Source organism: Pseudomonas sp. ASL8, from assembly GCF_056680355.1.
This window is the reverse complement of record NZ_CM155278.1, coordinates 3,708,407-3,721,133: the sequence shown is the minus strand read 5'-3', so window position 1 is coordinate 3,721,133 and position 12,727 is coordinate 3,708,407. Positions and strand designations below refer to the sequence as shown.

Sequence of the window (12,727 nt, the reverse complement as noted above, 5' to 3'; positions counted from 1 at the left end):
TATGTGCATCGGACTGCCCATGCAAGTGGTTGCCGTCAACCCTGGCTCAGCGGTGTGCCGTGACCGCCACGGCGCGGAACGGCTCATCGATACAGTGCTGGTCGACACCTGCACTGTGGGTGACTGGTTGCTGATCTTCCTCGACGCGGCACGCGAACGCCTCGATGCACAGCGGGCGGCGGAAATTGATTCGACCCTCGCCATGCTCGAAGCCGCGATGTACGGCACCCCGCCAACACCCGACAGCGCACCCGGTTTCAGTCTGCCCTCCGCGATGAACGCCGAGCAGCTCGCCGCCCTGCTGGGCCAGATGCCACCCGTTGCTGCGCACACGCGGCCTAACCTCAAGGAACCCACATGAGTGAATCCGCCGCCTTCATGGCGCCCATTCCCGTCACCCCGGCTATCCCGCCACTGATCACCCGTCTGGTAGAGCAATTCGATGCCACCTGGATTGGCAGCGACAACCTCGACGCCTGGCTCGCTGAAGGCGGTAACTGTCTGTTACTGCTGTGCGGTGACCCGGTGCGCCACCCTGAATCGCTGGATGTGGCAGTGGTGTTGCCCGAACTGCGCCAGGAAGTTGCCAGGCGCCATGGCTGCACCCTGCGGTTGGGCGTGGTCCATCGCGCCGAGGAAGAAGCCATCGCGGCACGCTTCGCCCTGCGCCGCTGGCCAACCCTGGTCTGGCTGCGTGACGGTGGCTATGTCACCACCATCGACGGCATGCATGACTGGGACGAATACCTCAGCCTGGCCGACAAGGCCTTGAACCTGAGCAACGCCCGCATCCCCTTGTTCGCCGAAACGCCCAGCGGCGCTACCGGCGGCTGCCAGTGAATAGAGAAACGCCCATGGCCCCGCAAATGTACATCCCGGTGGTCGATCTAGGCCCAGGCTCTCAAGTGGAAGACGAGGTCCTCGAATACATCAGCATGCCGCAAGGTATGTACACCCACAGCGCCCCGATACTGCCCGAACCGGAAGAACTGGATACGCTGCCCGGCGCCCGTCAGGCCTTGCAGGACCTGCTGCAAATGCTCCACGCCTGCAATCGCGGTGAAGTGACCCAGAGCCTCGACCTCAGTGGGCTTGAGGCCGGCGACCGCACGTTGCTCGATCAACTGCTCGGCGAGGGCGAAGTCAGCGTACGCGTTGTCGTGCAACCTCCGTTGCGCATCCAGGAATCGATCTTCGCCGGGGTCTGGCGAATTTACGGTGAGGGCCACGACTATGTCGAAGTCGGCGCCGCCCCTGTGCAACTGCGCACTACCGCCCATGCGGCGGCCCGACCAGCCGCGTTTGACCTGCCGCCACAACTACCGCCTGGCGTGATGAACGCTCCGGCGATTCTCACCGAGGTGGAAGACCAGACCCGACGCTGGCAAACCGGTAGCCCCGCGCACGTGATCAACCTGACACTGCTGCCGCTGTCCGAGCAGGATATTGCTTTCCTAGACGCTTATTTGCCGGTCGGCCCGGTGCGGGCACTGGCTCGCGGTTACGGTAACTGCCGAATCAGCAGTACCCTGGTGCACAATTGCTGGCGCGTCACCTACTTCAATTCCCAGGACGCACAAATCCTCGACACCATTGAGATCACCGACTTGCCAGAAGTGATTTGTGCTGCGCCGGAAGACCTCAGCGATTCGCTGGAACGTTTCGAGGATGTCATCCAATGGTTCGAAGGACAGTGACATGAGCGACAGACCCAGCTTTGAAGGCAGCTACAGGGGCGACTCAGCCCGCATCAGCGATGCCACCCGCCTGGAGTGCAAAATCTGCTGGTGGGTGTACGACCCGAGCGAAGGCGACCCGGTCTGGCAAATCGAGCCCGGCACGCCGTTTTCAGCGCTGCCGGACCATTGGTGCTGCCCGAACTGCGACGGCGCCGCCGAGCAGTTCATGGTGCTCAATGACGCCGTCTGAATCGCCAGCCTCCCCGAAGCTTCGGGGTGAGGAACTGGCTGCCCACTTTAGAGACATCGCCGACACCCGCATGCGCGGCCTGCCCTTTCTCAACCCAAGGCTGGACGTCGAGGCGGTAGGCTTCGCCGTGCAGGTTGCCGGTGAAGATGCGAGCTCTGGCGTACTCGGCATTCTGATCACGCCCTGGTTCATGAACCTGATGTGGCTGGCGCCAGCCCTGAGTGCGCCGCTGGCCCAAGGGGCCTCCCATGAACACTTTTTCGGTGGCCAGCGCCTGACATTCATAGGCGCAGTTGACGAGGCGTTCGGGGCTTACCAAAGCTGTTCGTTGTTTTCCCCGATGTTCGAGTTCGCCGATCAAGCGGCAGCCCGTACTACCGCCGAACAGGTGCTTTCCCTGTTGCGCGATCCCCCCAAAGAGGAAGCGCAGCAACAGCCGGCGCTCAGTCGCCGCGCCCTGCTGTTCGGGCGTCGGCCGGGTGCCCCGGAATGAATGCCTCAAGCAGTTTTTCACAACTCGGCGGATCGCTGAGAGTGCGTCCCGGTCAGCAACCGGCGATCATTGGCAGTCGGCCATTGCTCGCCGCCCGGCTGTTGCGAGGCCAGCCACCCGAGGCCGCCGCCCAACGACTGCCTCTGCTCTACAGCCTGTGCGGTCAGGCCCATCGTTTGACTGCACAACTGGCCATCAGCGCAGCATTGCAGGGCCAGACGAACACCCAAGTAGCCGCCAGCCAGGCGTTGCTGGCAGAAACTCGTCGTGAACACTTGCGACGTGTCTTGCTGGACTGGCCGCCGCTGCTCGACCCAGGCGCTCCGCGCCCCTCTCCAGGGGAACTGCGCGCGTGGGATCAGGCACCCGAAACGGCCATGACTTTCTGGCTTGGCGGCCCGGTACGCGCCTGGCTACAGCAGTGGGAAGACGACCCTCATCACGCCTTGCTGGAATGGACCGAGCGCAACGAACACTGGCTGAGCCGCATGCTTGCCAACTGCCGCAAAGACGCAGACGCCCTGCAATTGCCGGTGCATGCACTGCAACTGATCACCGATACTCCGGCGCTGTTCGCCGTGGCCGATCACCTGCGCCGTTCCACCGACTTCGCCCTGCGCCCTGAGCTGAATGGCCAGCCCTGCGAAACCGGCAGTTGGACCCGGTTCGGCGAAACACATCCGGAACGCTACACCAGCGCCTGGCTGAGGCTGGGTGCGCGGGTTGCCGAGCTGGCACGACTGTCTCTGCCCGATGCTCGCCCACCGGCGCTTGGGGTGATGGCGCTGGGTCAGGACGAAGCCCTGGCCTGGAGCGAAACCGCTCGCGGTCTGTTGCTGCATCGGGTATGTCTGGAACGCAGCGGCGGCAACGTGCTGATAGCCGACTATCAGATCGTCGCCCCCACCGAGTGGAATCTTCATCCGCAGGGCGTTCTGGCCCTGGCGCTGTCATCGCTGTCGAGCACCGATCCACGCAGCCAGCGCCAGGCTGAACTGCTGATGGCGGCCTTCGATCCCTGCATCGCTTTTACGCTGGAAACAGACAAAGACAACCACCAAGGACAATCAAGTCATGCATGAACTGAGTCTGGCGGGCGGCATTCTCAGCGCCGTGGAAGCAGCGGCTGCCGCTGATCCGTTCGTGCGCGTCAGCCGTTTGCGCCTGGAAGCCGGAAAATTGGCAGGGGTCGAGGTACACGCGTTGCGTTTCGCCCTGGAGGCACTGGCACCGGGCACCTTGCTGGCCGGTGCGCAGATCGACATCGAGGAGCCACACGGTCAGGCCTGGTGCCTGGATTGCGCTGCCACTGTGCCATTGGTCGAGCGCGGCGCACCGTGCCCGACCTGCGGCGGTTTCTGGCTGCAACCCACCGGCGGCACCGAATTACGCATCCTCGACCTGCAGGTCGAGGATCACTGATAGTTGATTTCTGATTTGAAATCTGGAGGAACGCCATGTGTGTCGTTTGCGGCTGCGGTACCGGCCATTCACACGAGCAACACCCAAGCAACGAGTCAACCACCGATAGCGACGTGCGGGTCGACGCCACGGGCGATCTGCATTACGGCGCGGGCGAAGCGCGGGTCTCGGTACCTGGTTTGAGCCAGGCAAGGACGATCCGCATCGAGCAAGATGTGCTCGGCGAGAACGACCGCCATGCCGCGCGTAACCGAGAGAATTTCATCGCCCACGGCGTGCTGGCCCTCAATCTGGTGTCCAGCCCCGGCTCCGGCAAAACCACCCTGTTATGTGCCACCCTCCTCGCCCTGCGCGAGCGCCGCGCCGGACTGCCAATTGCGGTGATTGAAGGCGACCAGCAGACCCGCAACGACGCCGAGCGCATCCGCGCTACGGGGGTTCCGGCGATCCAGATCAACACCGGCAAGGGCTGCCACCTGGACGCGCGGATGATCACCGAAGCCTACGCGCGCCTGCCGCTGCACGACGCGCTGCATGCCGCAGGGCATGGACATCACCACCCAAAGGCCCCGCTGCTCTCCAACCATCACCACCACGCCGCCCACGATCATCACGCTCAAGGCGCAGGCGAACCGGCGGGCATTCTGTTCATCGAGAATGTCGGCAACCTGGTGTGCCCGGCACTTTGGGACCTCGGCGAGGCCGGTAAAGTGGCGATCCTGTCGGTCACCGAGGGCGAGGACAAGCCGCTCAAATACCCGGACATGTTCGCCGCCGCAAAGCTGATGATCCTCAACAAGATCGACCTGCTGCCTCATCTGGACTTCGACGTGCAGCGCTGCCTGGACTACGCCCACCAGGTCAATCCGCAGTTGCAGATCATTCAGCTCAGTGCCCGTGACGGCACCGGCCTGGACGCCTGGCTCGACTGGCTGCTGGCCGGTGCGCCGGAGAGTGACCGCAAGGCTGCACGCATCGCCGCACTCGAAGCCGAACTGGCAGCGCTGAAGGCGCCGGCCAAGGAGGCCTGACGTGCATAGCCAGAAACTCCCCAATGCTAATGTCTGGCCGCCCGTACTGGCCTGCGGTGCCTGGCTGAAAAACGCAGCCTGTCTGCTGCAACGCGATCAAGTGCTGTGGTCGCCGGTGCATGGCGATTTGGGCGATCCACAAAGTTGTCTGGACCTCGACGCCTCGCTGGAGCGTTTGCTCGCGCATGCCGACGCTACCCCGCAGGCTATCGCCCATGACCTGCACCCGGACTTCTACAGTTCCCAACTGGCCGTGAGCCTGGCCGCTCGGCTGGACGTGCCCGCGCTGGCGGTCCAGCACCACCATGCGCATATCGGCGCACTCATGGCCGAACATGGGCTCGACGGTCCGGTGCTGGGTCTGGCGCTGGACGGCGTCGGCCTCGGCAGTGACGGCGCGGCCTGGGGGGGTGAGTTGCTATGGGTCGCGCCCGACGCCTGGCGCCGACTCGGGCATCTGCTGCCACTGCCACTGCCGGGCGGCGACATTGCCGCCCGTGAGCCTTGGCGCCTGGCCGCAGCCGCACTGCATCTACTGGGCCGCAATGAAGAAATCATTACTCGCCTCGGCGCGCTGGTCGGCGAGCAAAGTGCTGGCACCGTTGCAGGCATGCTCCGCCGTAACCTCAACTGCCCACCCAGCAGTGGCGCGGGACGCTGGTTCGATGCCGCCGCCGGTATTCTCGGGATCAGTGTGCGCCAGCAAGCCGAGGCAGAAGCCGCCATTGCCCTGGAACGTCTGGCCAGCGACTATCTGGCAGCGAATACCGAGCCAACAGTCGAAGGCCTGTGGCGCATCCGCGCTGACGGCGTGCTTGATCTACGGCCGCTGCTCACACGTCTATTCGATCTGGCCGATCATGGCCGTAGCGCCGAAGGTGCCGCACTGTTCCACCTGACACTCGCGGCGGCCCTGACCGACTGGGTGCTGCAACAGCCCGCAAAACTGCCGGTACTGCTCGGCGGTGGCTGCTTTGCCAACCGCCTGCTCAGTGCGCGTCTCAGCCACCTGCTCGGCACCCACGGCGTGCCGGTCTTCAGCGCACAGAGCGTGTCCTGCGGCGATGCCGGACTGGCCCTCGGCCAAGGCTGGATCGCCGCCCACTGGCCCGAACTTGAAAGCCAAGCGGCGTTGCCGCTGGAGGAACCCCTGTCATGTGCCTAGCTATTCCCGCCCGTGTGGTCGAACTGCGCAGTGGCGACACCGCGCTGGTCGATCTCGGCGGCATCCGCAAAGAAATCTCTATAGCGCTGGTGCCCGAGGCACAGGTTGGCGATTACGTGGTTATCCACGTCGGCTATGCCTTGGGCCTGATTGATCCAGAAGAAGCCCAGCGCACGCTGGACATGTTCGACGAGTTGAACCGCACGCAACGGGAAGCCTCATGAAGTACATCGATGAATACCGCGACGGCGAGCTGGCTCAACGCATCGCCGCACGCATCCGCGAAGAAGCCCATCCCGACCGCTCTTACCGTTTCATGGAGTTCTGCGGCGGCCACACCCATGCGATTTCCCGCTATGGGGTCAGCGAGCTGCTGCCCGACAACGTGCGCATGATCCACGGTCCCGGCTGCCCGGTCTGCGTGCTGCCGATTGGACGCATCGACCTGGCGGTGAAGCTGGCCCTGGAACACGGAGCAATCCTGTGCAGCTACGGCGACACCTTGCGCGTGCCTGCGTCTGAAGGGCTTTCCTTGCTCCGCGCAAAGGCCCATGGCGCCGATATCCGCATGATTTATTCGCCGCTGGATGCACTGAAAATCGCCGAAGCGAACCCGGAACGGCAGGTGGTGTTCTTCGCCATCGGTTTCGAAACCACCACACCGCCAACGGCACTGATTATTCGCGAAGCGGCGGCACGCGGCCTGGATAATTTCAGCGTGCTCTGCTGCCATGTCCTGACTCCGGCTGCGATTTCGCACATCCTCGCCGCGCCGGAAAAAGACGCCGCGTCGGCGGTGGAACTGGATGGTTTTGTCGGCCCGGCGCATGTCAGTATCGTCATCGGCTCGGCGCCTTACGAAGCCTTCGCCCGCCAATATCACAAGCCGGTGGTCATCGCCGGTTTCGAGCCACTGGACGTGATGCAGGCGATCTTGATGCTGGTGCGCCAGGTTAATGAAGGTCGGGCGGAAGTCGAGAACGAATTCATCCGCGCTGTCGGACGCTATGGCAATACGGGCGCCCAGGCGCTGATGGATGAGGTCTTCGAGTTGCGCCCCAGCTTCGAATGGCGCGGGCTCGGTGAGGTCCCCCTCAGCGCCCTGCGCATTCGCCCGGCTTTCGCCCGCTACGACGCCGAAGTGCGCTTCGACCTGGAGTACCAGGCAGTGCCGGATCACAAGGCCTGCGAATGTGGCGCCATCCTCCGGGGGCAGAAAAAACCCACGGATTGCCGCCTGTTCGGCACCGTGTGTACGCCCGAAAATCCAATGGGCTCGTGCATGGTGTCCAACGAAGGCGCCTGCGCCGCGCATTACGCCTACGGGCGCTACAAAGACATTGAGGTAGTGGCTTTATGAACGCTGGTTCCCCCGTCAAGCGCGGCTATGTCCGCCCCCTGAACCTGCGAGACGGACGCATCGACATGAGTCACGGCGCTGGCGGCCGTGCTTCGGCGCAATTGATCGAAGAACTGTTCGTCGCCGCCTTCGACAACACCTGGCTGCGCGAGGGCAACGACGGCGCGGTCTTCACACCCGAACTCGCCCCCGGCGAGCGCATGGTCATGGCGACCGACGCGCATGTGGTTTCACCGCTGTTCTTCCCCGGCGGCGACATCGGCAGCCTGTCCGTGCACGGCACCGTCAACGACGTCGCCATGACCGGTGCGCGGCCGCTGTACCTCGCCGCCAGCTTCATTATTGAGGAAGGTTTCCCACTCGCAGACCTGAAACGCATCGTCGAGTCCATGGCCCGTGCCTCCCGTGAGGCGGGCGTACCCATCGTCACCGGCGACACCAAGGTGGTCGAACGCGGCAAGGGTGACGGCGTGTTCATCAGTACCACCGGGATTGGCGTGGTCGCCGCCGGGGTGAATACCGGCGGCCATCGAGCTCGCCCTGGCGATGCCATTTTGCTGTCCGGGAGCATTGGCGAACACGGCGTGGCAATCATGTCCAAGCGCGAGGCGCTGGAGTTCGACACCGAGATCCTCTCCGACAGCATCGCCCTGCACGAACTGGTTGCCCATATGCTCGCGACCGCTCCCGGTGTGCGCGTGCTCCGCGACCCGACACGTGGTGGCCTCGCGACAACGCTGAACGAGATTGCCGGTCAATCCGGGGTTGGCATGCTCCTCGACGAAGCCATGATCCCGGTGCTGCCACAGGTCGAAGCCGCGTGCGAACTGCTAGGCCTCGACCCGCTGTACATCGCCAACGAAGGCAAATTGGTCGCCATCTGCTCCGAGGCCGACGCTGAACCGCTGCTGCACGCCATGCGCCAGCACCCGCTGGGGAAAGACGCGGTACGCATCGGCACCGTATTGGATGACTCGCACGGTTTCGTGCAAATGCAGACCCGCTTCGGTGGACGCAGGATAGTAGACTGGCTGACCGGAGAGCAGTTGCCTAGAATCTGTTGATCATAGGGTTCGAGCTGCCGGACAGCCCATGACTGAACGGCCTCGACCCACAGACCAAGAGCATCATTGAACCGATGTATGACCTCCGATCATCGCGACTCCCTCCGCTTTTACGCAAACTCCTGCGACCGCTGCTGGATCCCTATCGACGCTACCGCAACGCCCGGCTTATCCACGCCGTGCGCGTATCGCTGGGGTTGCTCGCGTCGATCTTGTTGACCACCGGCATCAACCTGCCCCACGGGGAGTGGGCCTCGGTTACCATGCTGGTGGTGATCGGCGGGCTGCAACACCACGGCAATATCGGCAAAAAAGCGGCGGAGCGGGCCTATGGCACGCTGATCGGTGCCGCCGTCGGCCTGTTGCTGGTCGCCCAGCAAGCGTACTTGGGCATACCGTTGCTCACGTACCTGGGCATGTCCACGGTGTGCGGCTTTTTTGCTTATCACGCGATCGGCAAAGGCGGCTACACGGCGCTGCTGTCGGCGATCACCGTGTTCATCGTCGCCGGTCATGGCGATAACCCGATATCTGATGGCCTTTGGCGCACCGTCGATATTCTCATCGGCATCGTCCTGGCCTTGGCGTTCTCCTTCGCACTACCGCTGTATGCGGTGTTTTCCTGGCGCTACAACCTGGCGAGCGCACTGCGTGACTGTGCCGCTATTCACAGCCGCATCATCAGCGGCCAATCGGTCAGCGACGACGAGTACCTCAAGCTGATGAACCGCCTGACCGGCGCCATGGTGCAACTGCGTTCGTTGATGCCATCCGTGTCCAAGGAGGTGCGGATATCACTCCATAAACTCGACGCCATCCAGCGCAATCTGCGGCTGTGCATCAGCACCCTGGAGATCCTCGCCAACACCCGGCCCGCCGCCAACGACGAACAGGCCATGGCCTTGTTGCAACTGTCCCTCAAAGCCGAACACAAACAGATACGCGTACAGCTGATTGCGATGGCGCGCGCACTGCAAACCGGTGTCTCGGAGCGGATCGAGCGCCCTGTCGGCGGGCCCGACAACACGGCCACGTTGAGTGCCCCGGTCTACTCGGCGCTGGACGGCTACCGACTGTTGACCCTGCAACTTGCCGCCACCGTCGATGACCTGCGTCAGCAACTGGCGAATACCGCTGTGAAATGGAAGATCTGACTGTTGCTCATTGGGCCGCGAAAACGCCCTCCACGATGAATCAATACACCTGCGACTCTAAAAAGGTGCCCGCACTAATCCGACAGAATGAGCCGTGTTTTTCAGGGCCCCTCCTATACTCCACTGCGCACGCCATCTAACAGCAACACCATGCACGCCTTGTTTTTCATCTATTGAATAACGAAGGGAGCAGACTGTGCGACCCACTCTCCTTGATCAGATTCGCGCAGGGGCCTCGCGCTGGTGGCAAGAGTCCTTTATTGATCGCTATCGTCTTTGGCGCGCCCGCGTTAACGGCATTGAAGTGACTCAGTCGATCCAGTATTACCGTGCTGCCGAACACTTAACCGACAGCGCCGACCGTGGACCGGATAACGCGGTCCAGTTGGTGGCGTACAAAGCCGCCTGGGTTCGGGTTTATGTACGTTCCGGGTTATTAAGCTCCGTTGCCAATGTCACTGGTTCGCTGGACCTCGCGCGCCGTAACCACGCCTTGAACTATGACGCCGTCGCGACTTACGCCGCTCAAGGTGCAGCGACTGTTACGGCTGAGCAAACCGTTGATTACGCGACCGAGCGCAACAACATAAACCGTACCTTGAACTTTCTGATTCCAGCCCAGGAGTGTCATGGCACGTTACGGCTGACGGCGCGCCTGCAAGGCATTGAAGGTTCAGACAGCAGCGTTATCATCAATACGAACCTGATTCAGACCCTGCGTGTGCGTGCGATTCTCGTCGCGTACAATGGTCCCAGTTCCGCCAATACACCCGCACCCGGTCAACCGGCCATTACCCAACTCACGCTTCCCGCGCCGACACTCGCGGATTTGCAAACCAATGCATCGATGGCGTTCGCTGCCATGCCCGTACAGGCCACCGGATCGTTCGCCAGTTGCGGCACCTTGAACTGGGCAACCCCACTGGACGACGCGCGCTCTGGACCGGGAGGCTGTTCAACCAATTGGGGCACCCTGCTCAACTGGCTTGCGCTGCTGCGAGACAACGATGGCAACCGCGCGGACGTTGTGTATTACGGGTTGCTTCCCGCTGGCATCCCGCTCAACGTGCCAGGCTGTGGACAGGATGGCCTGGGCGCCGGAGCAGTGGGTAATCAACTGACGTTCCTGCATGAAATCGGCCATGGCTATGGTTTCCAGCACACCCCGTGCGGCGCGGCGGGTGCGACCGATCCAAACTACCCCACTTACGAACCCTATGCCTCGGCGTCCATTGGCGAATTCGGGCTCGATATTCGCAACGGCGCGGTATACGACCCGACGACGGCGCGGGACTACATGTCCTATTGCAATCCACGCTGGATGTCGCTGTACCAACACGACCGCTTGCTTCAGCACCCGCGACTTGAGCCCCGGTGGTTGAGAGAGCGTTCGATTTTCGATGATTACCCTCTGGAAAGGGCTTTTGACGTCGAGCACCTCTGGTGGCCCGATCCACCATGGCTACAGGACGAACTGCAGGGTCGAACGATGAATCCGGTCATTTCCATCGTGGGTCATGTCGAGGAAAACGGTGAGATCCAGGTTCAATCTGTCGCACGTATCCCTGTAACCGCGTTGCCCACGGGCGTGCAGACCCGCTGGGTTGCGCAACTCATGGACGAGCAGGGCCACGTGATTGCAAGTGGATCGCTGGTGCGCTCCGACTTCCAGGGTGGATGCGGCTGCTGCCAAGGCCACGGACACCCTAACCAAGACCCCGACCGCCCACCGTTCATGTTCAAAGTCCACCTGCCTGACAGGGCGCCCGGCTCATCGCTGCGCATCGCAGGTCCGGCAGAGCACGTCTGGACACGCCAGGCGCCTGCGCGTCCTCCGCAGTTCGTCAGCGCCACAGCCGACGTGACATCGACACAGCAACTGGCGCTGAGGTGGCAGGTCGACGCCGAAGGCGATGTCGACGTCTGGGTGCAATGGACTGTCGATAAAGGCGAGCGATGGCACGGCTTGGCCGTTGGCTTACGGGGTGGTGAAGCTGAGCTGCCGCTGACCGGTTTACCCGCAGGACAGGTCCAGTTGCGCTTACTCGGACATGATGGATTTTTCACCGCACAATCGCCAGCACTGGTCGTCGACTTGCCCGAACGTGCGCCTGAGGTGGCGATTCTTTACCCGCAGAACGGGCAGACGCTGCGAGCCGATCAACCGATACAGGCGTCGGGCAATGCGACCGACTCCGCAGGGTATCCACTGTCAGCTGAGCGACTCACCTGGATGCTCGACGACAAGGTTGTAGGGCGGGGGCGCGAAGTGTGGCTCTCCCCTGCTGCCGGTCGTCATGAACTGGTACTCGACGTCGACTGGAGCCAAGGCCGGGTTCAAACGGTCGTGGTTTTTAATACGGCAAAAGATCAGGGCCGAACGGGTCCTCACGCCCAGTGAGAAAGGCCCCTGCTCAGGACTGCATTCAACCGAAAAAGCACCTACACACGTGGGCCGGCTCATTAAGCGTGTCTGTGCCCACCGCTTACAGGCGATAATGCCCCGCAATCTTGTTATCCACTCAACAAAGGGGCGCTGCAGCAGTGATGTTTGAGATCAAGCAATTCAATCCTGAAACCTATCGACGGCAAACACGACGCAGTACGCTGATCATTATTGTGATCTTTGCGCTGCTGTCCATGGTGCTGTCCAGCGTTGCCGTGAAGCTGTTTGGCGAACCCGGTGGCGATAATTTTCGCTTGAATGCGGCGGGCGTTATGGCCGCGTTGGCACTGACCGTGACAGTGGTGCGGTTCCAGTTCTGGTCGCAGGCATGGATGGCACCGGCCGTTTATGGCTGGCAGCTGAAACGCAGCCTAATGAGCATTACCAACGTCATGCATTACGTCACCGAGGGCGTACAGGCCAGTGACCCGACGGCCATGAAACTGCTGCGCTTTTATCACCTGGGGCTCACGCAGATGCACCAGTTGGATGGCAACTCCGGCGCTGCAAGCCAGACGGTGCGAGAGGCCGACCTGCACAAGGCGCGCATGGAAGCTCTCGGCATTGATACCGACCAGCATCGACTGGATCCTGCCTGGCTTGCGGCGGCGAAGAAAGCCAGTGTGGCGAAGGCGAAGTAACACCCTCGCGATACAGCCATCG

The 12,727-nt window shown here is 62.5% G+C and carries 15 protein-coding genes; all 15 read left to right on the top strand.

Annotation, left to right across the window (positions count from 1 at the left end; all coding sequences use genetic code 11):
* Position 1 precedes the first annotated feature (1 nt).
* The 15 genes from AC1MEA_RS17155 (at position 2) to AC1MEA_RS17085 (ending at position 12,705) form a co-directional block, all read left to right on the top strand.
* Positions 2-361 (top strand): HypC/HybG/HupF family hydrogenase formation chaperone, encoded by a 360-nt coding sequence (locus tag AC1MEA_RS17155; RefSeq protein WP_480416880.1) that lies wholly within the window; start codon positions 2-4, stop codon positions 359-361.
* The gene (locus AC1MEA_RS17150; RefSeq protein WP_219063224.1) at positions 358-840 is read left to right on the top strand and encodes a thioredoxin domain-containing protein; all 483 of its coding nucleotides are present in this window, start codon (positions 358-360) and stop codon (positions 838-840) included. The genes AC1MEA_RS17155 and AC1MEA_RS17150 overlap by 4 nt, the downstream gene beginning before the upstream one ends.
* 14 nt (positions 841-854) lie before the next feature.
* Positions 855-1,697: a hydrogenase expression/formation protein gene (locus tag AC1MEA_RS17145; RefSeq protein WP_480416879.1), complete on the top strand. Its 843-nt coding sequence runs from the start codon at positions 855-857 to the stop codon at positions 1,695-1,697.
* A 1-nt stretch (position 1,698) separates the two neighbouring features.
* A complete protein-coding gene (locus tag AC1MEA_RS17140; RefSeq protein WP_219063226.1) occupies positions 1,699-1,929 on the top strand; it encodes a rubredoxin in 231 nt (76 codons plus the stop codon).
* On the top strand, positions 1,916-2,422 hold the full coding sequence (gene hybE, locus AC1MEA_RS17135; RefSeq protein ID WP_480416878.1) for a [NiFe]-hydrogenase assembly chaperone HybE: 507 nt from the start codon (positions 1,916-1,918) through the stop codon (positions 2,420-2,422). Before AC1MEA_RS17140 ends, hybE begins: the two co-directional genes overlap by 14 nt.
* Positions 2,419-3,504 (top strand): HoxV, encoded by a 1,086-nt coding sequence (locus AC1MEA_RS17130; RefSeq protein ID WP_480416877.1) that lies wholly within the window; start codon positions 2,419-2,421, stop codon positions 3,502-3,504. Before hybE ends, AC1MEA_RS17130 begins: the two co-directional genes overlap by 4 nt.
* Positions 3,497-3,844 (top strand): hydrogenase maturation nickel metallochaperone HypA/HybF, encoded by a 348-nt coding sequence (locus AC1MEA_RS17125; protein ID WP_219063229.1) that lies wholly within the window; start codon positions 3,497-3,499, stop codon positions 3,842-3,844. Before AC1MEA_RS17130 ends, AC1MEA_RS17125 begins: the two co-directional genes overlap by 8 nt.
* Before the next feature lie 35 nt (positions 3,845-3,879).
* The gene (gene hypB, locus AC1MEA_RS17120; protein ID WP_449634467.1) at positions 3,880-4,875 is read left to right on the top strand and encodes a hydrogenase nickel incorporation protein HypB; all 996 of its coding nucleotides are present in this window, start codon (positions 3,880-3,882) and stop codon (positions 4,873-4,875) included.
* Position 4,876: 1 nt separating this feature from the next.
* Positions 4,877-6,040, top strand: coding sequence for a Kae1-like domain-containing protein (locus AC1MEA_RS17115; protein WP_449634466.1), 1,164 nt, complete (start codon positions 4,877-4,879; stop codon positions 6,038-6,040).
* Entirely contained in the window at positions 6,031-6,264 is a 234-nt protein-coding gene (locus tag AC1MEA_RS17110; RefSeq protein ID WP_219063232.1) for a HypC/HybG/HupF family hydrogenase formation chaperone, read from the top strand. Before AC1MEA_RS17115 ends, AC1MEA_RS17110 begins: the two co-directional genes overlap by 10 nt.
* Positions 6,261-7,400 carry a hydrogenase formation protein HypD gene (gene hypD, locus AC1MEA_RS17105; RefSeq protein ID WP_219063233.1) on the top strand — a complete coding sequence of 380 codons (1,140 nt, stop codon included), beginning with the start codon at positions 6,261-6,263 and terminating at the stop codon, positions 7,398-7,400. The genes AC1MEA_RS17110 and hypD overlap by 4 nt, the downstream gene beginning before the upstream one ends.
* A complete protein-coding gene (hypE, locus tag AC1MEA_RS17100) occupies positions 7,397-8,464 on the top strand; it encodes a hydrogenase expression/formation protein HypE (RefSeq protein ID WP_480416876.1) in 1,068 nt (355 codons plus the stop codon). The genes hypD and hypE overlap by 4 nt, the downstream gene beginning before the upstream one ends.
* 74 nt (positions 8,465-8,538) lie before the next feature.
* Positions 8,539-9,618, top strand: coding sequence for an FUSC family protein (locus AC1MEA_RS17095; protein ID WP_480416875.1), 1,080 nt, complete (start codon positions 8,539-8,541; stop codon positions 9,616-9,618).
* Between the two features lie 196 nt (positions 9,619-9,814).
* The gene (locus tag AC1MEA_RS17090) at positions 9,815-12,019 is read left to right on the top strand and encodes a M66 family metalloprotease (protein ID WP_480416874.1); all 2,205 of its coding nucleotides are present in this window, start codon (positions 9,815-9,817) and stop codon (positions 12,017-12,019) included.
* Between the two features lie 146 nt (positions 12,020-12,165).
* Positions 12,166-12,705, top strand: coding sequence for a DUF3087 domain-containing protein (locus AC1MEA_RS17085; protein ID WP_480416873.1), 540 nt, complete (start codon positions 12,166-12,168; stop codon positions 12,703-12,705).
* Positions 12,706-12,727: the final 22 nt, after the last annotated feature.